26 protein-coding genes are annotated in these 26649 nt (G+C 55.5%); 11 read left to right on the top strand and 15 right to left on the bottom strand.

What is annotated here, in order from left to right; genetic code table 11:
• The first annotated feature begins 89 nt into the window (after nucleotides 1-89).
• Nucleotides 90-1106: an HTH-type transcriptional regulator GalR gene (gene galR, locus LLF79_RS15010; protein ID WP_227879778.1), complete on the top strand. Its 1017-nt coding sequence runs from the start codon at nucleotides 90-92 to the stop codon at nucleotides 1104-1106.
• On the opposite strand, the gene LLF79_RS15005 is transcribed toward galR, so the two are convergent.
• On the bottom strand, nucleotides 1067-1552 hold the full coding sequence (locus LLF79_RS15005) for a GNAT family N-acetyltransferase (RefSeq protein ID WP_023294480.1): 486 nt from the start codon (nucleotides 1550-1552) through the stop codon (nucleotides 1067-1069). The two genes, galR and LLF79_RS15005, sit on opposite strands and share 40 nt — an antisense overlap.
• Nucleotides 1553-1772: 220 nt before the next feature.
• Between LLF79_RS15005 and LLF79_RS15000 the strand changes: the two genes are divergently transcribed.
• Nucleotides 1773-2810: a LacI family DNA-binding transcriptional regulator gene (locus tag LLF79_RS15000; protein WP_008499674.1), complete on the top strand. Its 1038-nt coding sequence runs from the start codon at nucleotides 1773-1775 to the stop codon at nucleotides 2808-2810.
• Here LLF79_RS15000 and lysA read toward each other — a convergent pair.
• A complete protein-coding gene (lysA, locus tag LLF79_RS14995) occupies nucleotides 2780-4042 on the bottom strand; it encodes a diaminopimelate decarboxylase (protein WP_227879775.1) in 1263 nt (420 codons plus the stop codon). The two genes, LLF79_RS15000 and lysA, sit on opposite strands and share 31 nt — an antisense overlap.
• 121 nt (nucleotides 4043-4163) lie before the next feature.
• Here lysA and LLF79_RS14990 point away from each other — a divergent pair, with 121 nt between their 5' ends.
• Complete coding sequence (locus tag LLF79_RS14990) at nucleotides 4164-5090, top strand: LysR family transcriptional regulator (protein ID WP_008499676.1); 927 nt, start codon at nucleotides 4164-4166, stop codon at nucleotides 5088-5090.
• Here LLF79_RS14990 and LLF79_RS14985 read toward each other — a convergent pair.
• The 7 genes from LLF79_RS14985 to LLF79_RS14955 all read right to left on the bottom strand — a co-directional run bounded on the left by LLF79_RS14985 (nucleotide 5085) and on the right by LLF79_RS14955 (nucleotide 12968).
• The gene (locus LLF79_RS14985; protein WP_227879844.1) at nucleotides 5085-5777 is read right to left on the bottom strand and encodes an aspartate/glutamate racemase; all 693 of its coding nucleotides are present in this window, start codon (nucleotides 5775-5777) and stop codon (nucleotides 5085-5087) included. The genes LLF79_RS14990 and LLF79_RS14985 overlap by 6 nt on opposite strands.
• Before the next feature lie 90 nt (nucleotides 5778-5867).
• The gene (gene wzz(fepE) / locus LLF79_RS14980; RefSeq protein ID WP_025912419.1) at nucleotides 5868-6992 is read right to left on the bottom strand and encodes an LPS O-antigen length regulator Wzz(fepE); all 1125 of its coding nucleotides are present in this window, start codon (nucleotides 6990-6992) and stop codon (nucleotides 5868-5870) included.
• Nucleotides 6993-7200: 208 nt separating this feature from the next.
• Nucleotides 7201-8634, bottom strand: coding sequence for a sugar porter family MFS transporter (locus tag LLF79_RS14975; RefSeq protein ID WP_227879843.1), 1434 nt, complete (start codon nucleotides 8632-8634; stop codon nucleotides 7201-7203).
• Nucleotides 8635-8927: 293 nt separating this feature from the next.
• Nucleotides 8928-9689 carry a 2-dehydro-3-deoxy-D-gluconate 5-dehydrogenase KduD gene (kduD, locus tag LLF79_RS14970; protein WP_008499679.1) on the bottom strand — a complete coding sequence of 254 codons (762 nt, stop codon included), beginning with the start codon at nucleotides 9687-9689 and terminating at the stop codon, nucleotides 8928-8930.
• A 63-nt stretch (nucleotides 9690-9752) separates the two neighbouring features.
• A complete protein-coding gene (kduI, locus tag LLF79_RS14965; protein WP_045415625.1) occupies nucleotides 9753-10589 on the bottom strand; it encodes a 5-dehydro-4-deoxy-D-glucuronate isomerase in 837 nt (278 codons plus the stop codon).
• Between the two features lie 240 nt (nucleotides 10590-10829).
• Nucleotides 10830-12008, bottom strand: a complete 1179-nt coding sequence (locus LLF79_RS14960; protein ID WP_008499681.1) for an acetyl-CoA C-acetyltransferase — start codon at nucleotides 12006-12008, stop codon at nucleotides 10830-10832.
• 93 nt (nucleotides 12009-12101) lie between these two features.
• Nucleotides 12102-12968 carry a LysR family transcriptional regulator gene (locus LLF79_RS14955; RefSeq protein WP_039024112.1) on the bottom strand — a complete coding sequence of 289 codons (867 nt, stop codon included), beginning with the start codon at nucleotides 12966-12968 and terminating at the stop codon, nucleotides 12102-12104.
• A gap of 105 nt (nucleotides 12969-13073) precedes the next feature.
• Between LLF79_RS14955 and LLF79_RS14950 the strand changes: the two genes are divergently transcribed.
• Together LLF79_RS14950 and LLF79_RS14945 are read left to right on the top strand one after the other, a co-directional pair.
• On the top strand, nucleotides 13074-13535 hold the full coding sequence (locus tag LLF79_RS14950; RefSeq protein ID WP_008499683.1) for a multidrug/biocide efflux PACE transporter: 462 nt from the start codon (nucleotides 13074-13076) through the stop codon (nucleotides 13533-13535).
• 119 nt (nucleotides 13536-13654) lie between these two features.
• Nucleotides 13655-14884, top strand: a complete 1230-nt coding sequence (locus tag LLF79_RS14945) for an amino acid permease (protein WP_227879772.1) — start codon at nucleotides 13655-13657, stop codon at nucleotides 14882-14884.
• A gap of 55 nt (nucleotides 14885-14939) precedes the next feature.
• Here LLF79_RS14945 and LLF79_RS14940 read toward each other — a convergent pair whose 3' ends face one another.
• A complete protein-coding gene (locus LLF79_RS14940; protein WP_021242030.1) occupies nucleotides 14940-15392 on the bottom strand; it encodes an Lrp/AsnC family transcriptional regulator in 453 nt (150 codons plus the stop codon).
• Nucleotides 15393-15508: 116 nt separating this feature from the next.
• On the opposite strand from LLF79_RS14940, the gene LLF79_RS14935 reads away from it, so the two are divergent.
• Complete coding sequence (locus LLF79_RS14935; protein ID WP_227879770.1) at nucleotides 15509-16120, top strand: LysE family translocator; 612 nt, start codon at nucleotides 15509-15511, stop codon at nucleotides 16118-16120.
• Between the two features lie 168 nt (nucleotides 16121-16288).
• Here LLF79_RS14935 and LLF79_RS14930 read toward each other — a convergent pair whose 3' ends face one another.
• Both LLF79_RS14930 and yjdI read right to left on the bottom strand, forming a co-directional pair.
• On the bottom strand, nucleotides 16289-16561 hold the full coding sequence (locus LLF79_RS14930; RefSeq protein ID WP_008499687.1) for a GNAT family N-acetyltransferase: 273 nt from the start codon (nucleotides 16559-16561) through the stop codon (nucleotides 16289-16291).
• 10 nt (nucleotides 16562-16571) lie between these two features.
• Entirely contained in the window at nucleotides 16572-16802 is a 231-nt protein-coding gene (gene yjdI, locus LLF79_RS14925; RefSeq protein WP_008499689.1) for a 4Fe-4S mono-cluster protein YjdI, read from the bottom strand.
• 176 nt (nucleotides 16803-16978) lie between these two features.
• On the opposite strand from yjdI, the gene LLF79_RS14920 reads away from it, so the two are divergent.
• The 5 genes from LLF79_RS14920 (at nucleotide 16979) to LLF79_RS14900 (ending at nucleotide 23468) form a co-directional block, all read left to right on the top strand.
• A complete protein-coding gene (locus LLF79_RS14920) occupies nucleotides 16979-18619 on the top strand; it encodes a sensor histidine kinase (RefSeq protein WP_227879768.1) in 1641 nt (546 codons plus the stop codon).
• Entirely contained in the window at nucleotides 18603-19298 is a 696-nt protein-coding gene (locus LLF79_RS14915) for a response regulator (RefSeq protein ID WP_023326016.1), read from the top strand. The genes LLF79_RS14920 and LLF79_RS14915 overlap by 17 nt, the downstream gene beginning before the upstream one ends.
• 168 nt (nucleotides 19299-19466) lie before the next feature.
• Complete coding sequence (locus LLF79_RS14910) at nucleotides 19467-20555, top strand: ABC transporter substrate-binding protein (protein ID WP_045335252.1); 1089 nt, start codon at nucleotides 19467-19469, stop codon at nucleotides 20553-20555.
• A gap of 80 nt (nucleotides 20556-20635) precedes the next feature.
• The gene (locus tag LLF79_RS14905; RefSeq protein WP_023294491.1) at nucleotides 20636-22405 is read left to right on the top strand and encodes an iron ABC transporter permease; all 1770 of its coding nucleotides are present in this window, start codon (nucleotides 20636-20638) and stop codon (nucleotides 22403-22405) included.
• Nucleotides 22398-23468, top strand: coding sequence for an ABC transporter ATP-binding protein (locus LLF79_RS14900; RefSeq protein WP_021242036.1), 1071 nt, complete (start codon nucleotides 22398-22400; stop codon nucleotides 23466-23468). The genes LLF79_RS14905 and LLF79_RS14900 overlap by 8 nt, the downstream gene beginning before the upstream one ends.
• 210 nt (nucleotides 23469-23678) lie before the next feature.
• Here LLF79_RS14900 and LLF79_RS14895 read toward each other — a convergent pair whose 3' ends face one another.
• The 3 genes from LLF79_RS14895 to LLF79_RS14885 all read right to left on the bottom strand — a co-directional run bounded on the left by LLF79_RS14895 (nucleotide 23679) and on the right by LLF79_RS14885 (nucleotide 26417).
• Entirely contained in the window at nucleotides 23679-24131 is a 453-nt protein-coding gene (locus LLF79_RS14895; RefSeq protein ID WP_008499695.1) for a hypothetical protein, read from the bottom strand.
• Complete coding sequence (locus LLF79_RS14890; RefSeq protein WP_227879766.1) at nucleotides 24131-25291, bottom strand: VENN motif pre-toxin domain-containing protein; 1161 nt, start codon at nucleotides 25289-25291, stop codon at nucleotides 24131-24133. The genes LLF79_RS14895 and LLF79_RS14890 overlap by 1 nt, the downstream gene beginning before the upstream one ends.
• Before the next feature lie 574 nt (nucleotides 25292-25865).
• The gene (locus LLF79_RS14885; protein WP_227879763.1) at nucleotides 25866-26417 is read right to left on the bottom strand and encodes a hypothetical protein; all 552 of its coding nucleotides are present in this window, start codon (nucleotides 26415-26417) and stop codon (nucleotides 25866-25868) included.
• Nucleotides 26418-26649: the final 232 nt, after the last annotated feature.

Raw genomic sequence — 26649 nt, 5'->3', positions numbered from 1 at the left:
GAGCGGAAATCCGCTCCCCTTGTATGCACGCCGCTTTTCCGCAACACTATTTGGTGTGTAAACGCTTACCCCCAATAAGAAGGTAATGAATGGCGACAATAAAGGATGTGGCCCGTCTGGCTGGCGTGTCGGTGGCCACCGTCTCGCGCGTGATTAATGATTCACCAAAGGCCAGTGACGCATCACGTCAGGCGGTACAAAGCGCCATGGAATCCCTGAATTATCATCCCAATGCCAACGCTCGCGCGCTCGCCCAGCAGTCCACAGAAACGATTGGTCTGGTGGTGGGCGATGTTTCTGATCCCTTTTTCGGCGCCATGGTGAAAGCGGTTGAACAGGTTTCCTATCAGACAGGCAATTTTTTGCTGATCGGCAATGGCTATCATAACGAACAAAAGGAACGCCAGGCCATTGAACAGCTGATCCGCCACCGCTGCGCGGCGCTGGTGGTTCACGCTAAAATGATCCCGGATGCCGAACTGATTCACCTGATGAAGCAGATGCCCGGAATGGTGATTATCAACCGCACCATTCCCGGCTTTGAGAAACGCTGTGTGGCCCTCGACGACCGCTACGGCGCCTGGCTTGCCACGCGGCACCTGATTCAGCAGGGCCATACCCGGATTGGCTATCTCTGTTCCAATCACCCCATTTCTGATGCGGAAGACCGTCTGCAGGGCTACTACGATGCCCTGCGTGAAAACGGGCTGCCGTGTAATGACCGTCTGGTGGCCTACGGTGAACCGGACGAGAGCGGCGGTGAACAGGCCATGACCGAACTGCTGGGCCGCGGACGGAATTTCACGGCGGTTGCCAGCTATAACGACTCTATGGCCGCAGGGGCAATGGGGGTGTTGAATGACAACGGAATTGAGGTACCGGCAGAAATTTCGCTGATTGGCTTCGACGACGTGCTGGTCTCCCGCTACGTTCGCCCGCGTCTGACCACCGTGCGCTACCCAATCATCACCATGGCAACGCAGGCCGCCGAGCTGGCGCTAGCGCTGGCTGAACAGAGCCAGCCGCCGGAAATTACCCATCTGTTTAGCCCGACGCTGGTCCGTCGTCACTCCGTTGCGTCGCCTGCAGAAGCGCAGAGCGAATAACGGTAGAGGTGCACCCGCGTGTTGGGGTATTCCAGCCCATCACCGATATACTGCCAGCCGTAACGTTCGTAAAAGTCGCGGCAGGCAGACCAGAGATGGAGCTCCTCATACCCGGACTGCGCGGCGTAAGCGATAACATGCTGCTGAAGCTGCCCCGCCAGCCCTTTGCCTCGCGCCGCGTCGTCAACGTAGAGCGCCGCCAGCCACGGACAGAGATCCTGACGGGTGATCAAATCGCAGCGCCAGAGTCCCACCGTGCCAAGAAGCTGTTCGCCGTCAACGGCAATAAACGTCAACGGTAATGCCCCAGGCGTCTGGCTGTGCTCAACAATGCTGTGGAAAAATGCCCGAGGAAGCCCTTCGCCAAAGGCCTGCCAGATCCAGTCGGTAACCTGCTCTGCGAAGTGTGGCGCCTTGTAAAGCGGGAGGATGACAGCCTTATTCATGTTTCACCTGCATTTTCTCATGTATTTACTGGCCTGATGCTCCAGCCCGGTTCGGTGATTATCTTACCAGAGTCAGGCTATTGAGTTTGACTTCAGGCTGGCCGGACGAATCGTTACCAAAAAGCGTGATCGTGGCAGAGTTTTTGCGCTTCCCGCATCGCTTATACGGCATAAGCTCTGTGGTAAACTGCAGATCGTTACGTGGAAGCAGGAATATAGAATGGCAACAATGCTGGATGTATCACTGCGCGCGGGCGTGTCGAAGGCCACGGTATCGCGCGTGCTGAACGGCACAGGTCAGGTAAAAGAGAGTACGCGTCAGCAGGTGTTTGCTGCGATGGAAGAGCTGGGCTATCGCCCGAACTTTCTCGCGCGCTCGCTGGCTAACCAGACCAGCAACAGCATTGGTCTGGTCGTCTCGACCTTTGACGGCTTTTATTTTGGCCGCCTTCTCCAGCAGGCGTCGCGGCAGACCGAAACTCACGGGAAACAGCTGATCGTCACCGACGGTCACGACGCGCCGGAACAGGAAGAGCAGGCGGTGCAGATGCTGGCCGATCGCCAGTGCGACGCCATCGTGCTTTACACGCGCTACATGAGCGAAAAAGCGATCGTCAAACTGATGAACACCGTGAAAACGCCGCTGGTGGTCATTAACCGTGAAGTGAGCCAGGCGCCGGATCGCTGCGTGTTCTTCGAACAGCAGGATGCCGCGTTTAAGGCCGTGGATTACCTGATTGGCCAGGGCCATCGGGAGATCGCCTGTATCACCGTCCCGATCCACACTCCCACGGGTAAAGCGCGGCTGATGGGCTATCGCAAGGCGCTGGAAAAGCACGGTATCCGTCTGGACGAGCGTCGGATAAAGTACGGCGATGCAGGAATGACGCGGGGATACGAGCTTTGCAAGGAATTGATTGCCGACGGAGTACCGTTTAGCGCCCTGTTTGCCTGTAACGACGATATGGCGCTGGGGGCGTCCAAAGCGTTGCACCAGGCGGGGCTGAAAATCCCGCAGGATATCTCCCTGTTCGGCTTTGATGATGCCCCAAGCGCGAAATGGCTGGAGCCTGCGCTCTCGTCGGTTTATCTGCCCATCGACAATATGATTGTCACCGCCATCGATCAGGCGATCCGGCTGGCAAGAAACCAGCCGGTCGATGCCATCCCGCCGTTTACCGGCACGCTGGTGTTACGCGATTCGGTCACAACGGGGCCGTACTTTCATCAGATGAGTTCTAAAGCCAGCAGTTCCTGAATGGTCTGGCGACGGCGTATCAGCCGCGCCTTGCCATTATCAAACAGCACTTCCGGCAGCAGCGGGCGACTATTGTAGTTAGAGGACATAGACGCCCCGTAGGCACCGGTGTCGTGCAGCACAAGATAATCACCCGGTTTGACCTCTGGCAGCGCGCGGGTTTCCACTTTGCCGCCCTCCTGCTGGGTAAACACGTCACCCGATTCGCACAGCGGCCCCGCAACGACCGTCTCAACGCGCGGCGCCTGCGTTAAATCGCGGCCGTCGGCAGCCAGGGCGGTAATGTAGTGATAGCTACCGTACATGGACGGACGCATCAGGTCGTTAAAGCCTGCATCAATCAAGACGAAGTGGCGAGACCCCATCTCTTTCACGCTGCGCACCTGCGAAACCAGCACGCCGGCTTCCGCCACCAGGAAACGACCCGGCTCAATTTCCAGCTTCACCGCGTGGCCCAGATGCGCGGCAATTTGATCGCGCGCGGCGCTCCACAAACCGTAATAGTGATCGGTATCGATCGCCTCTTCCCCTTCGCGATAAGGAATGGAGAGACCACCGCCCGCAGAGATCGCCTCCAGATCCTGACCGAAGTCGACAACCTGACGCACCATCGCGCCGCACACCTGTTCCAGGTGGCCGTAATCCACCCCAGAGCCAATGTGCATATGAATACCCACCAGCTTCAGGTTGTAGCGCTGTAACACCTCCAGCGCGGCAGGCATGTCGGCATACCAGATCCCGTGCTTGCTGTTTTCGCCGCCGGTATTGGTTTTTTGGCTGTGGCCATGACCAAAGCCCGGGTTCACGCGCAGCCAGACGCGGTGGCCGGGAGAAACCTGACCGAGCTGCTCGAGCATATCCACAGAACCGGCATTTACCGGGATCTGCAGTTCGTGAACGCGCGCCAGCGTCGCATCGTCGATCACATCGGCAGTAAAGACGATCGCGTCGCTGTCGGCTTTCGGATCGTATCCGGCTACCAGCGCGCGCTCGATTTCGCCGAGTGAAACGGAGTCAACCTTCACGCCCTGCTCACGCATCAGGCGCAGAATATGAATATTGGAGCAGGCCTTCTGGGCAAAACGCACCACGTCGAACTGATGCAGGGCGGCGATCTTCTCGCGGACGATCTGCGCGTCGTAGACCCACACCGGACAGCCAAACTCGGCAGGCAGGCGCAGCAGGTTGTCGGCGTTCAAATCGGTATCAGTCTGGTTCAGCGGGCGTGGCATGGTCTTCTCCGGATAAATGCGTTTTGATGATTACGCCACAGCGCAAGGAGAATAAAAAATATCGTTTTATCGCGAGTCTATGCAAAAATGATATGGCCACTTCTCTGCTTTCAGGTGCCCTATGCCCGCCGTCAATTTACGCCATATCGAGATTTTTCACGCCGTGATGACCACCGGCAATCTCACCGAAGCCGCACAGATGCTGCACACCTCGCAGCCGACGGTGAGCCGCGAGCTGGCGCGCTTCGAGAAAGTGCTGGGGCTGAAGCTGTTCGAACGCACCCGGGGCAGGCTTCACCCAACGGTACAGGGGTTACGCCTGTTCGAGGAAGTTCAGCGCTCCTGGTACGGGCTGGACAGAATAGTAAGTGCCGCGGAAAGCCTGCGCGAGTTTCGCCAGGGCGAGCTGTCGATCGTCTGCCTGCCCGTCTTTTCGCAATCCTTTTTGCCGATGCTGCTCCAGCCCTTTCTGGCCCGCTATCCTGAGGTCAGCCTCACCATCGTGCCGCAGGAATCTCCCCTGCTTGAAGAGTGGCTTTCGGCACAGCGCCATGATTTAGGGCTAACCGAAACCCTCACCACCCCAGCGGGCACGGCACGCACGGAGCTGCTCTCGTTAGATGAAGTGTGCGTTCTGCCCGCCGGGCATCGGCTTGCCGGTAAGGCGGTGCTCACGCCGGAGGATTTCCACGGGGAAAACTACATCAGCCTGTCGCAGACCGACAGTTACAGACAGCTGCTGGATACCCTGTTTGCCGAGCATCAGGTAAAACGGCGAATGGCGGTGGAAACGCACAGCGCGGCCTCGATTTGCGCGATGGTGCGTGCCGGCGTCGGCGTCGCGGTGGTGAATCCGCTCACGGCGCTGGATTATGCGGGAAGCGGGATCGTCATCCGCCGCTTTAGCGTGTCCGTCCCGTTCACCGTAAGCCTTATCCGTCCGCTACACCGTCCGGCTTCCGCGCTGGTGGATGCTTTCACCGAACACGTCATGGAGCACGCGCGTCAGGTGGCGCTTCGCTTACCTGACCTGCAGGACCCACTATGACAGCATAAACGCCACGGCATCCGCAGCATGGATAGCGGTGGTATCAAATACCGGAAGAGGGCTTCGCTCAACGGGTACCAGCAAACCGATCTCCGTGCAGCCGAAGATCACCCCTTCGGCCCCCTGCTGCGCGAGTTTTTCGATGACGCTGACGTAGAAGGCGCGGGAGGTTTCGCTGAAGGTGCCGAGACAGAGCTCGTCAAAGATAATTTGATTGATGCGCGCCCGGTCTTCTTCTTCAGGGATCAGGCTTTCGATCCCAAACGCGCTGCGCAAGCGACCGCGATAGAAATCCTGTTCCATGGTGTAGCGCGTGCCCAGCAGCGCTACGCGGCGCATCCCGGATGCCGCAATTGCACGCCCGGTCGCGTCAGCGATATGCAGGAACGGCAGCGAGCAGCGGTTCTCAATATGCGATGCCACCTTGTGCATGGTATTGGTACAAAGCAATATACCCTCGGCGCCAGCCCGCTCCAGCCCCAGCGCCGCCTGGGCCAGGATCGCCCCGGCTTTATCCCACTCGCCGCTCGACTGGCAGGCTTCGATATCATGAAAATCAACGCTGTGCAGCAGCAGGCTTGCGGAGTGCAGCCCCCCCAGACGCTGTTTTACCCCTTCGTTAATCAGGCGATAATAAGGGATTGTCGATTCCCAGCTCATTCCACCTAACAGGCCGATCGTTTTCATCATCCCTCCTTTTCGTTGATTTCTTCTTTTAACACAACCGGTGCCAATAAAAAAAGGCGCTCTCTTGAGCGCCTTGTTAATCTGCAGGGTTTATTCCGTCACCGGCTCGGGGAGTGGATTACGGGTGAGCATCGCCTCCCGCAGTAAAACGCTACTGCAGGCAAACAGTGCCCCCAGGAGCGCCGCCAGAACGACAATCAGGGCCTTGCCCGGACCATCCTTTTTCACCGGCATGGAGGGAGAGAGCTGGTACCGGAATGGCTCAAGTTTAACATCCGCAAAGGAGAGCTTTTTCAACTGCGCCAGATAATATTCCCGGTTCTGGAAATCCGCATTCAGCTCGGTCACGTCCTTGAGATTTTTTTCAATCTGCAGCTTTTGCGCGATACCGTCAGCACCGAGCGCAACAGAGTAATCCGGATCATCTTTTACCGCCTGCCCGTTGCTGTAGACCGGCTTCTTGATGCCGGCGGCATTCGCGACTTCCAGGGAATAATTCAGCCGCTGCAGGTTGGTATTGTGAATATTGGTCAAACGGACGCGATCCAGCTCTAGCTGCTGCTCAACGACTTTCGTTTTCAGCGCGATCTGGTTGCGGATATTCTGCACTGTCTCTTTCTCAACAATAGCCGCGATATAATTGATGTATCCCTCCAGAACGGATTGCGCATCGCCTGCTGTCGGCGCAGTGAAGTTTAATGTCCAGGAGATATAGGGGGTTTTATCCGCGTCTTTTCCCTGATCGTTATTCACCGCTTTCATTCTGTCTGAGATATTGACTATCGCCCGATGCAGCTCAAGCGGATCCACCTCAGCGTCTTTAAGCTGCGACATCACGTAAGAAGAGGATTTCAGATACTCTTCAAGCAATGACTGCGACTGAAACTTTTTAATAAAAAGATCAAAGACTTCTGGACGGGTAATCTTCACGTCCACATCCAGCACCTGTAACGCCACCATCATCTGGCGCAGCGGGTTCCACTGCGACTGTTCTGCCGGGGTGATCACCGCTTTACTGGTCCATTTTTGCGGCAGCAAAAATGAAATGGCCAGCCCCACGAGAGCAAAAGCAAGGGTAACGGCAACGATGCGCTTTTTAGCCGCCGCTAAAACTGCTAATAAACCTAAAAGATCTATTTCTTTAGCGTGTTCGTTACGGGTGGAATAATGGGGGAAATCAATATCTGTGCTTTTTTTGAAATCCATTTCTGACATAGGAATTCTTCTTTCTCTTGATGCTACGCATCTTTGTTCATTGATCGCTGTGGCTCAATAATACAATAGATTAAGAAAAATCCTAATTCTAAACACCATTATCTGACTACCCCTGCCAGAGTTAGTAGTGAGTTTCATCACGTTATGATTGTGATTAATCTCCCTTTCCACCTCCGGCATAGGTTAAACATGTAAACAGGCAATCCGATCACACGCCAATATTCCGCAGTTTCTCCCCGCCCATCAGCTTGCGCTCGATGTGTTCCAGCGTCACGCCTTTGGTTTCTGGAATCAGCCAGAACGTGACGCCAATAAATGCCACGTTCAGCACCGTATAGAGCCAGAACGTTCCCGCTGCGCCAATCGCGTCCAGCAGCGTCAGGAAGGTCGCGCCGATGATCATGTTCGATACCCAGTTGGTGGTCGTGGAACAGGTGATGCCAAAGTCGCGGCATTTGAGCGGCTGAATTTCGGAGCACAGGATCCACACCACCGGCGCGGCGCTCATCGCGTAACCTGCGATACACATCATGGTCATCCCGACAGAAAGCCAGGAGAGTCCGCTGGAAGCCGTGCCGTTATCAAACTGCATCAGGCAGTAGCCGAGGATCAGCGTGCCGAGCGCCATCACGCTGAAGCCAATTTTCAGCGCCGGTTTGCGGCCCGCCTTGTCCACGGTGAATACGGCAATAAAGGTGGCAAACATGAAGGTCAGCCCGACCACCAGGGTGGCGATCATCTGCTGTTCGGTGGTGGTGAACCCGGCCATTTTGAAAATGCGCGGCGCGTAGTACATGATGATATTCATGCCGGTGAACTGCTGCATCGCCTGCAGCAGCATGCCGAGGAAGACCGCCCGGCGCACGTTGCGGTTGATTTTAAACAGCGCCCAGCCCCCCTGCTTGAGCTTCAGGCTTTCGCGGATCTCGTTCAGCTCTTCGCGGGCTTTTTCGGAGGTATCGCGCAGCATGCGCAGCACCTCTTCCGCCTCAACGTGGCGCCCTTTTTGCGCCAGCCAGCGCGGGCTGTTCGGCAGGAAAATCACTAAAACAATCAGCACCACCGCTGGCAGCGCCAGCACGCCAAGCATTGCGCGCCAGTTGCCGCTGTAGCTGAAGTAGGTGTCAGACAGGAACGCCAGCACGATACCGAGCGTGACCATCAGCTGATACATGCTGATCATCTTCCCGCGCACGTTCTCGCTCGCCATTTCGGAGAGATAAAGCGGTGCCGTGTAGGAAGCAATCCCCACCGCCACGCCCAGCAGCACGCGGGAAAGCAGCAGAACCTCAACGTTTGCGGCAAAGGCGGAGCCAATGGAGCCCGCGACAAAAAGAATCGCCCCGGCCATCAGGCTGTATTTGCGCCCCAGGCGAAACGAGAGCCAGCCGTTGAACAGCGCGCCAATGGCCGCGCCGAGCATCATGCTGCTCACCACCCACTCCTGCAGGCGGCTGCTCAGGGTAAAGTGATCGGTAATAAAGGGCAATGCACCGGCAATGACGCCAATATCCAGTCCAAATAACAGGCCCGCCACGGCGGCGGCAATTGAGACAAACTGGTTCATGCGGCGAGTATCACGCAGCGCAGCGGGCATTAGGGTAGAGTCATTTATAGATGTCATATTTTCCTGCCTGAACAGTGAAATTCGTTAAGTGAAATTACGAGATAGCGAGAAAAAGTGTCAGGCGGGAAAAGGTGAAGATATGGATTATTTCGCTGCGACATAGCGTTCTGTGATGGACATTACAATTTCAAATAACGCTGAATAATCACATGCTTTTACTAATCATCTAATTTTTAAAGATTAAAAGTGTGATGACTGTCGTTCATGACTTTTTAGTATGGATTTTCCGTGTTTATCCATATGGATTTTGACAATTTTTAAGCAAAAAAAACCTCTGCCCAAAAGCAGAGGTCCAGACCCGATGCGGGCTATCGCGCCAGCCAGCCGCCATCGACCGCCACGGTGTAGCCGTTGATATAGTCCGATGCCGACGAGGCCAGAAAGACCACCGGCCCCATCAGATCGCCCGGAAGCCCCCAGCGCCCCGCCGGAATGCGGTCGAGGATTTCCGCGCTACGCTGCTCGTCCGCACGCAGCTGCTGCGTGTTGTTGGTCGCCATGTAACCCGGCGCAATCGCATTCACATTGATGTTGTGTTTCGCCCACTCGTTTGCCAGCAGGCGGGTCACGCCCATCACGGCGCTTTTGGAGGCGGTGTAAGACGGCACGCGGATACCCCCCTGGAATGAGAGCATGGAGGCAATATTCACGATCTTGCCGCCGTTCCCCTGCGCAATAAAGTGCTTTGCCGCCGCCTGGGACATGAAAAATACGCTCTTGATGTTCAAATCCATCACGTCGTCCCAGTCGCGCTCGCTGAAATTGATCGCATCTTCACGGCGAATCAGCCCGGCGTTGTTGACCAGAATGTCGATGTGACCGAATTCCGCCACCGCGCGATCCAGCAGTTCAGGAATGGCATCGATTTTACGCAGGTCGGCGGTCAGGCTCAGGAAGCGGCGGCCCAGGGCCGTCACGCGCTCGAGGGTTTCCGTCGGTTCAACGATATTAATTCCGACGATATCGCAGCCCGCTTCCGCCAGGCCTAACGCCATCCCCTGACCCAGCCCGGTGTCACACCCGGAAACCACCGCCACTTTTCCCTGCAGAGAGAATGCATCCAGAATCATGTTTATTCCTTACTCTTTCAGAGCCTGTCACTCACAGGCAGGTTTATGCGTCACTGCCCGCGACTAGCGCAGATCGCTAACCGCAACATGGTCCATGTCATCAAAGACCTGGTTTTCACCCACCATTCCCCAGATAAAGGTGTAGGCTTTTGTCCCTACGCCGGAGTGAATAGACCAGCTCGGCGAAATCACCGCCTGCTCGTTATGCATCACGATATGGCGCGTTTCCTGCGGCTGTCCCATCATGTGGAACACGCAGGCGTCCTCATCCATGTTGAAGTAGAAGTAGACTTCCATGCGGCGCTCGTGGGTATGGCACGGCATGGTATTCCACAGGTTGCCCGGCGCAAGTTCGGTCAACCCCATGCTGAGCTGGCAGGTCTCCAGCACGTCCGGCACGAAGTATTTATTAATGGTGCGGCGGTTGCTGGTGAGGTTGTCGCCCAGCGTCACGGGTGCGACGTCTGCCGGGGTCACCTTTTTGGTTGGACAGGTGGCGTGGGCCGGCGCGCAGTTATAGTAGAATTTCGCAGGCCTGCTGGCGTCGATGCTGGCAAAGACCACGTCTTTCGCCCCTTTACCCACGTACAGCGCCTCGCGATGGCCAATCTCATAGCACCGTCCGTCTACGGTGATGGTGCCCGGCCCGCCGATGTTAATCACCCCCAGCTCGCGACGTTCGAGGAAATAATTTACGCCCAGCTGTTTACCGACCTCGCCGCCCACGGAGACGGTTTTCGTGACGGGCATAATGCCGCCCACAACAATGCGGTCGATATGGCTGTAAACCATGGTGTACCTGTCAGCCTCGAATATCTGCTCGACTAAAAATGCCTTGCGCAGCCCCTGCGTATCCAGCGTTTTGGCGTGCGCGCTGTGGATGCTTTCTCTGACGTCCACGGTAACCTCCAGATGTGGTCATGCCCGAAGGCGGGAAGTAAAACGAAACAGCGTTCCGTTTTACATGATGAGCACATACTATCGGCATAAAGAGGGCTTTTCAATTATATTTAAAACAACGTTTCATTTTTATTTTTGTTTATCGCGGAATTGATGCCCGGATCACGCTAAAACCGTCGGGAGATAAAGATCACGATAAAAAAAACCTCCCGGAGGAGGTCTTTTTTTAATGAGGAAAAATTAGCGTTCAATGGCCAGCGCCACCCCTTGCCCGCCGCCTATACAGAGCGTGGCAATTCCTTTGCGGGCATTGCGCTTTTTCATTTCGTGGACCAGCGAAACCAGGATCCGGCAGCCGGACGCCCCGATCGGGTGCCCCAGCGCGATCGCCCCACCGTTTACGTTGACCCGCAGCGGATCCCACTCCAGCATTTTTCCGACGGAGATCGCCTGCGCGGCATAGGCTTCGTTCACTTCGATCAGATCCACATCAGAAAGCTGCCACCCCGCACGCTCCAGACAGCGACGGGTCGCATAGACCGGCGCGATCCCCATTAACGCAGGATCCACGCCCACGCTGGCGAATGCCTTAATGCGGGCCAGCACGGGAAGATCGAGTTCGAGGGCTTTGCTTTCGCTCATCATCATCACGGCCGCGGCGCCGTCGTTAATGGAAGAGGCATTTCCCGCCGTGACCGAGCCCTGCATTTCAAACGCAGGATTCAGCCTCGCCAGCCCTTCAGCGCTGGCGTCGGTGCGCGGCTGCTCATCGGTATCCACAACGATAACCTCGCCCCCCTGACGCTGCGTGCTGACCGGGACAATTTCGTCGCGAAAACGGCCGGAATCAATTGCCGCACGCGCTTTTTGCTGCGAGCTTAACGCATAGGCATCCTGGACCTCACGGCTGATGCCGTACTCGCGCGCCAGGTTTTCCGCCGTTACGCCCATATGATAATCGTTGAAGGCATCCCACAGCCCGTCATGCACCAGGCTGTCGAGCAGCTGACTGTTACCCAGCTGCGCGCCGGTACGGCTGTCGGTCAGGACGTGCGGCGCGCGGCTCATATTCTCCTGCCCGCCCGCAATGATCACGTCCGCCTCACCACACTGAATGGCCTGCGTCGCGAGATGCAGCGCTTTTAATCCTGAACCACATACGTCGTTGATAGTGATAGCGGAGACGGTATTGGGCAGTCCGCCCTTCAGCGCCGCCTGTCGCGCAGGGTTTTGCCCGGCACCGGCCGTGAGGACCTGTCCCAGAATCACCTCATCAACTTCATGTGCTGCGATCCCGCTACGTTCTACCAGCGCTTTCACCACCACGCTGCCCAGGTCAACCGCCGAGTGACGCGCGAGCGCTCCCTGAAAACAGCCGATAGCTGTACGCAACGCACCCACTATTACGACATCTTTCATCACGACCTCTGTGTTAAATGACATGACGATAGTAGAGGATTGTTACTGGCAATTATCTTAATTGTTTAAAAATAGTGAGTTTAATCACAAGGATCAGCGTGCATCCTGCAGATACTGCCGCAGCCAGCTTCCGGCAACGCCGGGAGGGGATCGTTTATTCCACAGCAGATCGATGCCGATCGCCCGCGGCCAGCCGGGAACATTGAGCTGTACCAGGGATTTCGCGGCGGCAAATTCCTCCACCAGCGCGCACGGCAAGACGCACCAGCCAAATCCCTGTACCGCCATACTCAAGAGTAACAGGTAATTCGGGGCTGACCAGACGGGCCCGCGCGCGATCTCCGCCTCACGCTCAAGATAGGTGCTCAGCCGCAGCTCTCGCCAGCCGTGCAGCTCGTCACGCTGAACGTCATCCTGCCCGGCCAGCGGATGCGTGGTCGCGACATAGATCGCCATGCGGGTCTGCATCGGCAGCCGGATGGCGCCGATATCCGTAGGATAACCGTCTCGCGCTTCGGTGAGGCCAATCTGCGCGCGCTCCTTTTGCAGCAGATCGATCACGTCCTCCTCCTCGCCAATCAGACATTCAAATTCCGTATGGGGAAAGCGCGCGTCAAACTGCTTCATCATCTCTTCCAGCACGTCCGGGTTAAGGGTATCGGAAAGGACAAACGTCAGACGCGCCTCGGTTCGCGCCGTGAGCGACACCGCCAGCTCATCCAGCCGCGTGCTGGCGGCGAGAATAGCCTGCACGTAGCCCAGCACCTGTTCCCCCTGGGCCGTTAGCACCGGCTGGCGCGCCGAGCGGTCAAACAGCTCAAATCCCAGATCGGCTTCAAGGTTGGCAATGGACGTGCTGACCGTCGACTGGCTTTTACGCAGCCGGCGTGCGGCCGCAGAGAAAGAACCTGCTGCAACGGTCTCGACAAACGCGGTCAGGGCTTCGGGTGAATAGCGCATAACCTATCTACTTTTACGATGGATACTATCTTTAATATATCAGCTTTAGCGATAAAAATAGGCCACATCAACGCCCATACTGGCGAATTAACGAGGTCTATCGCTATGCAACATCAGGATGCACTCCAACGTAAACTGCCGGAGCGGATCTTTCATGCTGTCTGTTTTGAAGGGATTGCGACGGCGATCCTCGCCCCTACCGCGGCGTGGCTTATGCAGCGTTCCGTGGTGGAAATGGGTGGGTTGACCATTATTTTGGCCACCACCGCCATGCTGTGGAACATTATTTATAACGTCGGCTTCGACCGTTTCTGGCCTGTTCAGCGCGTCAAACGTACGGCAAAAGTGCGTGCGCTGCATGCGCTGGGGTTCGAATGCGGCTTTATTGTGATTGGCGTGTCGATTGTCGCCGCCGTGCTGGGCGTCACCCTGCTGCAGGCATTCACACTTGAAATAGGTTTCTTCCTGTTCTTCCTGCCGTACACCATGTTCTATAACTGGGCGTACGATAATCTGCGTGAGAAATTTCTTAAGCGCCGCCAGCAACGACGCGCCCTGGCAGGCTGAACCGCCTCTGGCCGGACGCCCGTTCCGGCCCGACGTCTTCGAAGCAACTGCGCTCTTAGGGCATAACTATGGTAAATTGCACGCCATTCTGATGGTTTGATAGTTGATACGTTGCTCTAATGTCGAAAATTTGGTCAAAAGATGAGACTCTCTGGAGTTTCGCTCTCTACGGCACGGCCGTGGGCGCAGGAACGCTGTTCTTGCCCATTCAGCTGGGCTCCGCAGGCGCAATCGTCCTGTTTATTACCGCCCTCGTGGCCTACCCCTTAACCTACTGGCCGCACAAAGCGCTGGCGCAATTTATCCTTTCGTCGAAAACGAAAGGCAACGAAGGGATCACCGGCGCCGTTTCGCACTATTACGGCAGGAAGATCGGCAACCTGATCACCACGCTCTATTTCATCGCCTTCTTTGTGGTGGTGCAGATTTATGCGGTGGCCATCACCAACTCGTTAACCGAGCAGCTGGCAAAACACCTGACGGTAGACACCACCGTTCGCGTGCTGGTTAGCCTGGGCGTGGTGCTGGTCCTGAATCTGATCTTCCTGATGGGACGGCATATCACGATAAAAGTGATGGGCTTCCTGGTGTTTCCGCTGATCGCCTATTTCCTGTTTGTCTCGCTCTACCTGATCGGCAGCTGGCAACCCTCGCTGCTGACCAGCCAGATGGCCGTCGATCGCCATACGCTGCACCAGGTCTGGATTTCGATTCCGGTGATGGTGTTTGCGTTCAGCCACACGCCGATTATCTCGACGTTTGCCGTTGACCGCCGCGAGAAGTTCGGGGACGAGGCCATGGCTAAATGCAAGAAAATCATGAAGGTGGCATACCTGATTATCTGCCTGAGCGTGCTGTTCTTTGTCTTCAGCTGCCTGCTCTCTATTCCGCCGTCGTATATTGTGGCCGCCAAAGAGGAAGGGGTGACAATCCTGTCTGCGCTGTCGATGATGCCCTCCTCACCGGCGTGGCTGGGGATTTCCGGGATTGTCGTGGCGATTATTGCGATGTCGAAATCGTTTCTCGGCACCTATTTTGGGGTGATTGAAGGGGCGGCGGAGATCGTGAAGTCGTCGCTGAACCAGGTGGGCGTGAAAAAGAGCCGCGCCTTTAACCGCGCGATATCCATCATGGGGGTGTCGTTAATCACCTTTGCCGTCTGCTGCATTAACCCGAACGCCATTTCGATGATTTACGCCATCAGCGGCCCGCTTATCGCCATGATCCTGTTTATCATGCCGACGCTGTCGACGTATCTGATCCCCTCCCTGAAACCGTACCGTTCCATTGGCAACCTGCTGACGCTGATCGTCGGGGTGCTGTGCGTGTCGGTGATGTTTGTCGGCTAATTCCCTTTCCTGCCCGGCGCGCTGCCGGGCAGGCCATTAACTCCCGGCCTCCTGCTTACAGCGGAAAAGGCCTGTCCTGCACCACCGTTTTCATGACAAGCGTTGAGCGAAGATGCTGCACGCCGGGCATAGCGGAGAGCTTCTCGTCGTAGAGCTTCTGGAAAGCGGAAAGGTCGCGGGTCACGACGTGCATCAGATAATCAGGATCGCCAAACAGACGCTGCGCCAGCACGATCTGCGGGATCTCCTCCACCGCCTCTTCAAACGCGCTGACCGCCTTGCGGTCCCCCTCTTTCAGCGTCGCAAAGACGATTGCCAGGAAGTTAAACCCCATTTTGGCGGGGTCGAGGCTGGCACGGTATCCCGTTATGGCCCCGCTTTGCTCCAGCGCCCGCACGCGACGATGGCACGGCGAAAGGCTCAGATTCACCCGCTCAGCCAGCTCGGTAAGCGACAGGCGGCCGTCAGACTGCAGCTCAGCAAGAATTTTTCTATCGATGCTATCCATGTGGAAGATTTTCTCATTTTCACCGTGTTATGAGCATAACATTGAAAGCCTATTTCGCAGTGTTAGCGATATTCTTTTTCGCAACGTATAACGCACTGCGGGAGTATTTCAGGACGATGGAAATGAGTATTGTGGCCGGCTTTTGGGTGGTTTCGTTTCTGCTCATCATGACCCCGGGGGCCGACTGGGCCTACGCTATTAGCGCCGGAATCAACGGCCGCCGCGTGGTCCCGGCGGTGATGGGGCTGATGTCCGGGCATCTGCTAGCCACATTGATTGTGGTGGCAGGCGTGGGGGTATTGATTGCTCAACATCCGCTGGCGTTAGCCGGGCTGACCGTGGCGGGAGCCCTGTATCTCCTGTGGCTTGGCATAACGTTATTGCGTCACCCGGCCGCACCGGAGAAGGCCACCCAGCATGCGGGTCACTGGACGCAGTGGGCGGTGAAAGGACTCTGCATTAGCGGCCTTAACCCGAAGGTTTTTTTGCTGTTCCTGGCCCTGCTTCCGCAATTCACAGACCCAACCGGAAGCTGGTCGATAGCGATGCAGATGTCCGCGCTTGGGATGATGCACCTTATTACCTGTACCCTGGTCTATCTGCTGGTGGGGTATGGTTCGAAAGCGGTGCTGGCGACCCGGCCACAGGCGGCCCGTCTGGTGAGCAGGGCATCGGGAGGGTTGATGGTGCTGATCGCGATGGTACTGCTGTTTGAGCAGGTGAGATAACTGTCTTTTTTGCCGGGTGGCGCTGCGCTTACCCGGCCTACATTTCACAAAGATATCAATTAATTGACAATTCATTGTAGACCCGTGCAAGCGTAGCGCCGCCGGGCGAAACTCACAAATCGCACGTTGTCAGCAGTCTGAAAAAACACCGGCCATCGCCGGTGTTATTTACGCCCGAATATCGTCATATTCCCGCGTTTTATCAAATTCATGTTTCGCGAACGGGCACAGCGGGATAATTTTGCGATTCTCACCGCGCATCTTCTCCACCACTTTCGCCACCAGCTGTTTACCGACGCCCTGCCCTTTCAGGCTCTCATCCACATCGGTGTGCTCGATAATGCTCAGGTGCTCGCCGGTTGGCACGAAGACAATCTCCGCCACCTGGTTGCCGTTCGCATCATTCACGTAAAACTTGTTATGGCCTTCCAGAATATCCATGGTTCCTCGCTTATTTTTGGCGATACTTCAGCGCACCGCTCGGGCAGGTATCAATCACGCGGACAACCGTTTCAACGTCCACTTCATCGGGAATAATCCACGGTTTACGTTTCAGATTAAACAGCTTTGCGCTCCCACGCACGCAGTTACCGGAGTGTTTGCAGATCCCGGTGTTGAAGTAGACGTCAATTTTCTCGCCGGTATAGGCCCGGTAACCCGCATCCAGTAGCTCTTTATCCATGACATTGCCTCTGTAATTATTATCGTGCTGAATGAAGCATAGCCTTACGGGATCCTGATGGCTATAACGCCGAAAACGAAAAGCCAGGTCACAACTCTTTTCTTGCCAGATTGCGTCCGCTATTTGCCCATGTCAGGCTCGGCAAATGTCACTTTTACATAACATCCGCAGGTTGAATGAAACGCAGACTCTCTTTTCAGGTAAAGCTATTTTTAGCGCTGGTGTGCTTTTCCTGCCTGCTGTTAGTTCTGCTGGGAACGATCCTGTTTCATTTTATTGACCGACAGCTCCATCACGATCTCGGCCAGCGCGCCCGGGTTCAGGCCAGCCAGATCGCGCTGATGCCGGGTTTGGCGGCCATGGTCGCGGCCAGAGATATCCCCGGCATCGCCCGGTTAATTCAGCCGCTGCGCGCCCAAAGCGATGCCAGCTACATTGTGATTGGCGATACCGAGGAACAGCACCTCTATCATTCGGAATCCCCGGAACGCATAAATTTACCGATGATCGGCGGGGATAATGCGGAGGTATTACAGGGCAAAACCATTATTTCCGTGCGTCAGGGCGGGATTGGGGTTTCACTGCGCAGCAAAGCGCCGATCTTTAACGCGCAGCACCAGGTGATTGGTATTGTCTCGGTCGGCTATCTAACCTCCTATATTGCCAATATTAACGCCCGCATTCTCTGGCAGTCCGGGCTGTACGGCGCGGGGCTTCTGCTGCTGCTGTTTATGTTCTCCTGGCTGTTTACCCGCAATATCAAAAAACAGATGTTCCGACTGGAGCCGAAAGATATCGCTCAGCTGGTTTTGCAGCAGCGCGCGCTATTAGAAGCGATGTATGAAGGGGTATTTGCCGTCAATGATGAGAAGCAGCTGATTTTAATTAACCGCGCCGCACGAGAAATGCTGGATATCCGGCAAAGTGAGAAAGAACTTATCGGTAAACCGCTGGAAGACGTTCTGCAGACGTCGCCGGGCTTTTTATCCCAGCGCTACGCCTCGGTGAGCAGTGGCAGCCACGACCAGATTGCCGTGCTGAACCAGCGGGAGGTAATCGTCAACCGCGTCGCGATTGAGGTCGAACCGGGCGTTGAAAGCGGCTGGGTGTACAGCTTTCGCGACAAAAATGACATTAACACGCTCAGCAGCCAGCTCAGTCAGATCAAGCGCTATGCGGATAACCTGCGCATTATGCGCCACGAGCAGCTGAACTGGACCGCCACGCTGGTGGGCTTGCTGCAGATGAAACACTATGACGAGGCGATTCGCTACATTCAGGTGCAGTCCGAAGGCGCGCAGCGCGTGCTGGACTTTGTCTCCGCCCGTTTTTCTTCTCCCGCGCTGTGCGGGCTGCTGCTCGGAAAATACGTCAGCGCCCGCGAAAAAGGGATCGAACTGCTGTTTGATCCCGCCTGCCAGCTCACCCGCATGCCCGCCACGCTCAACGAAACGGAGCTGATGTCCATTATTGGTAACCTGCTGGATAACGCGGTAGACGCGACCCTTAAGGCTCCGGTCCCCGCGCCGGTGGAACTCTACATTTCTGACCGAAACCAGGAGCTGCTGATCGAGGTGGCCGACCGGGGCTGCGGGGTGGAGGATGCGATGAAGCCGCATATTTTCCGCCAGGGATTCAGCAGCAAGCCGGAACGTGAAAACGACATTGTGGGCACCGAGCACGGTATTGGCCTGTATCTGGTGGCAGGATATATCGACAAGGCTGGCGGCAGCATTGAGATTGCCGACAATACGCCTCAGGGGACTATTTTTTCTGTGTTTATTCCGAATGGGCTAAAGCATGACCCGAGCACTTGATGTTGTGATCGTTGAAGATGAGCCGCACCTGGCGGAGCTGCATCGCGAGTATATCGAGCAGAATTTTCATTTGCGCGTGGTGGGCATCGCCGCGTCGATTGAGCAGGCATGCAGCCTGATTCGTCAGCATCAGCCGCGTCTTATCCTGCTGGACAACTATCTCCCGGACGGGAAAGGCGTGGAGCTCATCGATAACCCGCTGCTGAAAAGCTATGAGTGTTCGGTGATCTTCATCACCGCCGCCAGCGATATGCAGACCTGCAGCCACGCCATGCGCAGTGGCGCGTTTGACTACCTCATCAAGCCCGTCTTTTTCCAGCGCCTGCACGCCTCGCTGGAGCGTTTTATGCGCTTCATCCACACCGTACAGCAGGTGAAGGTGGTCGACCAGCATGCGCTGGATCGCCTGTTTCATCTGCCTGCCGCGGAAGCCTCCGTAACGCCATCCACAAAGGGCATTGAACCCCAGACGCTGGAGCGGATAAAACGCCTGTTCGCCGAGCATCCCGACAGCGCGATGTCGGTTGAAGAGGTGGTAGAAAACGTGGGGATCAGCAAAACCACGGGGCGTCGCTATCTTGAATACTGCGTGGAGAGCGGGTTAATCAGCGTTGAAATGCTGTACGGCAATATTGGTCATCCTCGCCGGTTATACCGCAAAGCCCCCGATAAGCCGTAATCCGCAACCGTTCGTTGGCTAACGTTCGCGGATTTTATGGTGTTAATTGCTGAAACGACGGCGACAATCACACTTCGGAATCATTGCCCTCGCCTCCCTATTGTCGGAGGCGCGCTTTACGCTATGTTGACAATTAGTTCCTCAAATGTAACTAAAAGGTTAACTATAATGTCGAACACGTTCCGAATTTCTCTGCTTACCGCTACCGTACTGTTCTCTGCTTCTGCACTGTCTGCCCTGCCGCAGGGTTATCCTGCTGAGTATCAAAAAGTGGTTGATGCCGCCACGAAAGAGGGCAAGGTTGTCATCTATTCCACTACCGACATCAAAGCTGCCGGGCCGCTGATCCAGGGCTTCGAAAAAACCTACCCGGGCATTAAAGTCGAATACAACGACATGAACAGCACCGAGCTGTACAACCGTTTCATCAGCGAACAGGCTTCCGGCGGCGTGAGCGGCGACGTGGTCTGGAGCTCCTCAATGGACACGGGCCTGAAGCTCGCCACCGACTACGCCATGGAGTACAAATCTCCGGAGCAAAGCCAGCTGCCGAAATGGGCGGTCTGGAAAGATAAGGCCTACGGCACCACCTATGAGCCGGTGGTCTTTATCTACAACAAGCGCCTGATCCCGACCGGTGACGTGCCGGATTCTCACGCCGCGCTGGCGAAGCTGATTGCCAGCCAGACGGACAAATTCAAGAACAAAGTCACCACCTACGACATCGAAAAATCGGGGCTGGGCTTTATGCTCTCGGTGCAGGATCACAACGCCGATCCGAACTACTTTAAGACCCTGGCCGACGTCGCCAAAGGGGGCCTGTCGGTGCAGTCGTCTACCGGCACCATGATGGAGCGCGTCTCCTCCGGTGAAAACCTGATTGGCTTCAACATCCTCGGTTCCTACGCGGAAGCGCGTGCGAAGAACGATCCGTCACTCGGCATCTCCTATCCGAAGGATTACACCCTGGTGCTGTCGCGCGTGTCGTTCATCAGCCAGCAATCGCAAAACAGCAATGCCGCGAAGCTGTGGCTGGACTACGTGCTGTCTGAACAAGGGCAAAGCATTCTGGCCAACCAGGCGGACATTCCCTCCATTCGTAACGATATCGAAGGGAAAAATGATATCGACGGCCTGACCAAAATCCTCGGCAACGCGCTGAAGCCGATCCCGGTTGATGAAACGCTGCTGGAATACCTGCAGCCGAAAAAACGCCTCGAGTACATCAAAGAGTGGCGTACCGCCGCCGGTAAATAAGCGTCTGAGCGCGGCGCTGGCCGCCGCGCTCCCTTATCGACTGAGTTCGTTTTTCTGGGCTGCAACACCAGGGATACCCCATGAATACATTACGCAGAAAGTGGCAAAGCCTGCCGCGAGGCATCGTCGTGCTGATAACCGCCCTGGTTATCTACACGCCGCTGTCGTTTATCGTGATCCAGAGCTTCCTGTCCGCGCCGTTCTTTTCGCCGTCAAAAGAGTGGAGCTTTGAATCATTTGATTTTATTTTCACCGACCCCGATTTTTATAAGGCCCTGAAAAGCGGCTTTATTCTGGCTTTCGGGCTGGTCTTTATCTCTATCCCGCTGGGCGGCGTGCTGGCGTTTCTGATGGTGCGTACCGACCTGCCCGGTCGCCGGCTGATTGAGCCGCTGATCCTGGTCCCGATTTTCGTTTCACCGATGGTGCTGGGCTTCGGCTACGTGGTGGCCGCCGGTCCGGTGGGCTTTCTCTCCCAGTGGGCGGAGGCGCTGATTGGCTTTGTGCCGTGGAATATCTACGACATGTCGAGCATTGTGGTCATTGCCGGCCTGACGCACGTCCCGCACGCCTATCTGTATATCTCGTCAGCGCTGCGCAGCGTGGGCTCCGACGTGGAAGAAGCCGCACGCACCGCGGGCGCGTCGCCCTGGCAGGTGATGACCTCCGTCAGCCTGCCGATGGTGCGCCCGTCTATTCTGTACGCCACCGTGCTGCTGTTCTTCCTCGGGCTGGAAGTGTTCGGCCTGATGCTGGTCCTCGGCGACCCGGAAGGCAATATGGTGCTGGCGACCTATCTTTATAAACTGACGAACAAGATGGGTACCCCGTCCTATAACCTGATGGCGGCGGTTGCCGTGGTGCTGATCTGCATCACCATCCCGCTGGTGATGCTCCAGCGTCGCCTGATGCGCACCGCCAACCGTTTCGTCACCATGAAGGGCAAGGCCTCCCAGGCCCGCGCGCTGCCGCTGGGTAAATGGCGCTGGGTGGCTGGCGCGGTGATTGCCTTCTGGCTCACCGTCACCATCGGCGTTCCGCTGCTCGGCGTGGTGCTGCGCGCGTTTATCTCCAACTGGGGCGTGGGCGTTTCGCTGTGGGACGAGCTTTCTCTGAACACCTTCCGCACCATCTGGGCGCAGCCCAACCTGCTGCGCGCCATCGTCAACTCCATGGCGATTGGCGTCATTGGCGGCGCGCTGGCCGTGGTGTGCTACCTGTTTGTCGGCATTGCCATGCACCGCAAGCCGGATAACACCACGCGTTTCCTGGACTACAGCGTGCTGGTACCGCGCGCCGTGCCTGGCCTGCTGGCGGGTCTGGCCTTCCTGTGGGTGTTCCTGTTCCTGCCGATGTGGCTGGATAACTCGCTGAAATCCGGCTGGCTTTCCGGATTCGCCTGGACCGACTGGATGCGTGAAAACGTCATCGTCTGGCTACGCTCGCTGCGCAGCACCATTTTCAGCGTCTGGCTGGCCTATACCGTGGTGTGGATGGCTTACGGGCTGAGGCTCATCTCTTCCACGCTGCTGCAGGTAGGGCCGGAGCTTGAAGAAGCCGCGCGCAGCACCGGGGCGACGCGCGGGCAGATCACCCGCCACGTTACCATCCCGCTCTCCCGTTACGGTCTTATCGGTTCGTGGCTGCTGATGTTCCTGATCTTTGAACGCGAATACTCAACGGGTGTGTACCTGCTTTCACCCGGCACGGAAACCATCGGATCGATGCTGGTTTCCCTCTGGGCCGCGGGTGCCATTGATATCGTGGCGGCGCTCTCTTTCATTAACATCCTGCTTGTCGTGGTAGGTCTGGGCATTGCCCTTCGTTTCGGAGTGAAAATACATGATTGAATTAGCGGTTGACGATCTGCACTTAACCTACGGCGACAATCCTGTTTTAAAAGGTGTCTCCATGAACCTGAAGCGCGGCGAAGTGGTCTCCCTGTTAGGCCCCTCCGGCAGCGGCAAAACCACCCTGCTGCGTGCCGTCGCGGGTCTGGAAAAGCCGACTCAGGGCTCGATTGTGATTGGCAACAATAAGGTTTACGACGGCACGCCGCGCAGTGAGGTCCCGGCGGAAGAGCGTAACCTGGGGCTGGTATTCCAGTCCTACGCCCTGTGGCCGCACAAAACCGTATTTGAGAACGTGGCCTATCCGCTCAAGCTGCGCAAAGTCCCGGCCAAAGAGATCCAGCAGCGCGTGCAGGACGTGCTGGACCAGCTTGGTCTGGGCCATCTTGGCAAACGTCACCCGCACCAGCTCTCCGGTGGGCAGCAGCAGCGCGTGGCGATTGGCCGCGCGCTGGTGTACAACCCGCCGGTGATTTTGCTGGACGAGCCGCTTTCCAACCTCGACGCCAAGCTGCGCGAAGAGGCCCGCGTGTTCCTGCGCGAGCTGATTATCAAGCTCGGGCTATCGGCGCTGATGGTGACGCACGACCAGAACGAAGCGATGTCCATTTCCGACCGCATCCTGCTGCTGAACAACGGCAAAATTGAGCAACAGGGCACGCCGCAGGAGATGTACGGCTCGCCGAAGACGCTGTTTACCGCCGAGTTTATGGGCAGCAACAATCGCCTGCACGGCAAGGTCACCGAAGTGCGCGACGGCAGAGCGCGCATCGAAGGCAAAGGCTGGGTGCTGTGGGGCCAGGCCGGTGAAGGCGTGCAGAGTGGCGCTGACGCCACGGCGGTGATCCGCGTCGAGCGCGTCGCGGTGGTCGAGGGGCCTGGGGAAAATCAGCTTGAGCTGCCGCTGCTCACCAGCATGTACCTTGGCGACCGCTGGGAGTACCTGTTCCGCACGGTGGGGGATGATTTTGTGATCCGCGCGTATGGGCATGAGGTTCGGGATCCGCAGCACTGCCATCTTTCGCTGCCGGAGAAGCATGTTTGGGTGTTCCCGAAAGGGTGATGAGTCAATAATTAATCTGCCATGGCCCGGTAGAGATTCGCTTACCGGGTCTACAAAATAAAGAAATGCGCAGATGCCAGGATTGGTGGCGCTAGCGATTATTGTTAAGGCATTCCGACTTAAATATTTACCTGCCCCTTCTTTCCATCCCTACGCATAACGGGTTAAGGCTCCATATCAAAATGTTATTACAGAGCATATAAAGAAAATTTATGCATCATATCCAGCATTTTTGAAAACTGATTGAACATGCTCCGTCAGTCCAACAAGATCTTCATAGGCGATTGGGCCAAAATCAGGATAATGGTTTTCAATATACTCGTTAACATCTTCCATACCTTCACTGACTCTGAGATTCTTAACAAATGTAGGCAAAATACGATGATTAACACCAGTACCATACTCTTTCGGATGATGGGTCATACACCACTCAACTTTACCTTTATATGATTGAATCGCATCTTCCAGTAAGGCGATAACTTCTGGAACCTCTTTTTCAAAACGAAAACTGGTATAAGGAGGATACTTAGAGCGATCAATTTTTTCAAAATGGTCATTTATCCATTCATCTTCAATACGGCTCTGATAATGTAACCACTCCAGTTTTCCAAGAGAACCAATGAAGTCCAACAAGATTGTTTCTTTCTTACCTATCGGAAACATTATTTTAACCCCTGTAATTTATCAGAGATCGTAACACTTCCCTGATTTATAGATTTGATATGTTTTTCCCAATCTCCTTTAGGAATTGGTTTTAAGGACACTCTTGGATCGTAAACATACTGACCATCGGTATAAACCTGATGAAATGCTTGTTCATGTACAATTTTTCCATTTTCATACACATTTAAGTTGTACGGAGTCGTCGGCCTTGCTTCAATAATTTTCCCGTGCCCGCCAGCTGCATCGAGAAGTTTAGGTGCGATATCTGAGCAATCCGTACAATCTGTATTGCCTATCCAGGCAATAAACTTAGGTTCGTTCATTTTTTCAATAACACTCTGATTGGCTGGATAACCGGGATTTTCAGGGCGAACATTTTCAAGACCGGGGATCTTCTCGTTCTGATAGAAAAGATCATCCAGTGAAGGAGAATCCGGAACCGGCGTAGTTGTCGTCCAGCCATTATTGTTTGACGCTCCATCACCGTTGGTATTACCAGTATGATTTATCCCTCCGGTTGCTACACTATTCTTCCCTGTGTTGGAGGGCACATTTCCAGTTACAGTCTGGTCGCCACCAGTGTTTGATGGTCCCGGGTTGATGACCTGCGTACCACCAGTACTGGTGATCGTCTTACCTGTCAGGGACTCATAGGCCGCTTTCTGAGCATTATTTAACTGACTGAGCTGGGAAGGATCATTGAGCGAGGCCACATAGATCAGATGCAACTGCTCATCTTGTGACAATGTATCCATTGCTGATGTGGATGCACCAATGCCCAGTAAAGCACCCAGACCACTGCCAACCAGGCGATCACGGCAAGCAGAAATTTTCAGACATCCCTGTGCAGCCAGTTTACCGCCCTGTATAACGACACCCAGCGAGTTATTCTCAACCTCCACCTTCGCCGTTTCCGACGCCGTCGCCGCCATGGAGACACTACCATCCGTCACTGCTGCGCCCGCCAGACCACCTGCGATACTCACGAGGCTACTGACCAGCCGTTTCTCCTCTGCCGTCAGGTCACTGGATTTTTTATCTCCATACAGCGCGCTGACCAGATGGTCAGTCATCGCCGAGGCCGTAATGGCCCCTATGGCACCAGCCTTCAGGCCATCCGCACTGCTCCCGCCACTCAGCTGCGTCAGCGCCGCAGCCACAATACCGTGCAGCGCGGCACGGGCTGTCGGATCTTTCTGCTCCTTGACCAGGGTCGCCAGCAGAGGGGCCGCCCCCGCTGCCGCACCTGCCTTCAGGTTACCGCCAAGCGCACCTGCCAGTAATCCCGCCGCTGCGCTGCCCTTAGTCCAGAAGGCACTCCCCGGACCGTACTCGGTATTCTGATATCCGGGCTGCGTCTTCAGGAACGCTTCCTGCTCCTGCGGCGTATCGCCCTGCAGTTTTCCTTCTGACGCCAGCTTCGCGCCCAGCGCCGCATTGGGGGTAAACTTAACGGCTGATTAAACGATCCCGGCACAGTGGCCGGGATCTGTGTCATTTAGACAGTGGTTCAAGGCGAAGAAGATGAGACTTTGCCTTCTCTATAAGCTGTAAAAACTCATCGCATTGAAATTCAAGAATATTACTTTCATCTGGATAAATAATAATATTCACTGATTTCCTGTCTTCTGATAGTGAGATTTCACCCCACTGGACTCGATTAAAAGACAATTCAGCATAAAGATCTTCCCGATCAACTGAACTACCTACGCTATATTCCAACATATGAGACCTCTATTTAGTTGGTGGTTCACGGAAGCCAATTAATCTTGAACCATCAGAATTAAATCCTAATGCTCGTCCATCAGGAGCTGTAGCTTCAACAACAGTAATCCTTTGTTTATTTTCAAAAACCACTCGGGATTCAATCTTAGTATTTGGATTGTTTAATATTTCGTTAACTATATTCTGAGCTTCCTGATTAAGAACTGACGCTTTTTGACTGGAATAAGAATATGCGGAACCTTCTCTTCCGCCATGCTTTTGTAGTGCTCGTCCGGCATCAGTCAATCCATTTCTGTTAGATGCTGAAGCGGCCTCATTAAGGCGATCTTTTGATGGGGCAGTAGAAGCCCTGTTATTCCGAGCATTCTCCTCATCCTGCGGCTCCCAGCCCCCCGGCGTGCCTGATCCCGCTCCCCCCAGTTCTGCCTTTTCTTCATCCGTCCAATTTGCGCCAGTATTTGGCTGTTCTTTATCATTAGTCAGCGCTTCACCGATTGCTACACCTGCACCAGTGGCGGCAGCAGTCCCGCCTCCTGGCCCAAACCCACCACCTTCCAGCAATGGATTTCTGCATGCCCACGGCTCCTGTGCACACATTGCGCTGTTCAGCGTGTTATTCTCAACAACAACTCTTTCCTGTGCATTCCGGCAGGAACAACACATTTTTCCCTGTTCAGTCAGTGACTTACAGGGTGTTTTTGCTAAGGTACATCTGCTGCTGCAACTTTTTTCGCTGTTAAGCGTTTCAAGGGGTTAAAGGCTGATAAAACGATCCCAGCCATTGAGCTGGGAT

The organism is Enterobacter cloacae complex sp. 2021EL-01169 (assembly GCF_020733125.1).
GTDB lineage: Bacteria > Pseudomonadota > Gammaproteobacteria > Enterobacterales > Enterobacteriaceae > Enterobacter > Enterobacter roggenkampii.
The sequence above is the reverse complement of the archived record's forward strand: the minus strand, read 5'-3'. Positions and strand labels throughout refer to the sequence as shown.

Coding starts and splice junctions, on each gene's coding strand:
- galR (WP_227879778.1), top strand. CDS start 90: ATGGCGACAATAAAGGATGTGGCCCGTCTGGCTGGCGTGTCGGTGGCC.
- LLF79_RS15005 (WP_023294480.1), bottom strand. CDS start 1,552: ATGAATAAGGCTGTCATCCTCCCGCTTTACAAGGCGCCACACTTCGCA.
- LLF79_RS15000 (WP_008499674.1), top strand. CDS start 1,773: ATGGCAACAATGCTGGATGTATCACTGCGCGCGGGCGTGTCGAAGGCC.
- lysA (WP_227879775.1), bottom strand. CDS start 4,042: ATGCCACGCCCGCTGAACCAGACTGATACCGATTTGAACGCCGACAAC.
- LLF79_RS14990 (WP_008499676.1), top strand. CDS start 4,164: ATGCCCGCCGTCAATTTACGCCATATCGAGATTTTTCACGCCGTGATG.
- LLF79_RS14985 (WP_227879844.1), bottom strand. CDS start 5,777: ATGAAAACGATCGGCCTGTTAGGTGGAATGAGCTGGGAATCGACAATC.
- kduD (WP_008499679.1), bottom strand. CDS start 9,689: ATGATTCTGGATGCATTCTCTCTGCAGGGAAAAGTGGCGGTGGTTTCC.
- LLF79_RS14960 (WP_008499681.1), bottom strand. CDS start 12,008: ATGAAAGATGTCGTAATAGTGGGTGCGTTGCGTACAGCTATCGGCTGT.
- LLF79_RS14955 (WP_039024112.1), bottom strand. CDS start 12,968: ATGCGCTATTCACCCGAAGCCCTGACCGCGTTTGTCGAGACCGTTGCA.
- LLF79_RS14950 (WP_008499683.1), top strand. CDS start 13,074: ATGCAACATCAGGATGCACTCCAACGTAAACTGCCGGAGCGGATCTTT.
- LLF79_RS14945 (WP_227879772.1), top strand. CDS start 13,655: ATGTCGAAAATTTGGTCAAAAGATGAGACTCTCTGGAGTTTCGCTCTC.
- LLF79_RS14940 (WP_021242030.1), bottom strand. CDS start 15,392: ATGGATAGCATCGATAGAAAAATTCTTGCTGAGCTGCAGTCTGACGGC.
- LLF79_RS14935 (WP_227879770.1), top strand. CDS start 15,509: ATGGAAATGAGTATTGTGGCCGGCTTTTGGGTGGTTTCGTTTCTGCTC.
- LLF79_RS14930 (WP_008499687.1), bottom strand. CDS start 16,561: ATGGATATTCTGGAAGGCCATAACAAGTTTTACGTGAATGATGCGAAC.
- yjdI (WP_008499689.1), bottom strand. CDS start 16,802: ATGGATAAAGAGCTACTGGATGCGGGTTACCGGGCCTATACCGGCGAG.
- LLF79_RS14920 (WP_227879768.1), top strand. CDS start 16,979: ATGAAACGCAGACTCTCTTTTCAGGTAAAGCTATTTTTAGCGCTGGTG.
- LLF79_RS14915 (WP_023326016.1), top strand. CDS start 18,603: ATGACCCGAGCACTTGATGTTGTGATCGTTGAAGATGAGCCGCACCTG.
- LLF79_RS14910 (WP_045335252.1), top strand. CDS start 19,467: ATGTCGAACACGTTCCGAATTTCTCTGCTTACCGCTACCGTACTGTTC.
- LLF79_RS14905 (WP_023294491.1), top strand. CDS start 20,636: ATGAATACATTACGCAGAAAGTGGCAAAGCCTGCCGCGAGGCATCGTC.
- LLF79_RS14900 (WP_021242036.1), top strand. CDS start 22,398: ATGATTGAATTAGCGGTTGACGATCTGCACTTAACCTACGGCGACAAT.
- LLF79_RS14895 (WP_008499695.1), bottom strand. CDS start 24,131: ATGTTTCCGATAGGTAAGAAAGAAACAATCTTGTTGGACTTCATTGGT.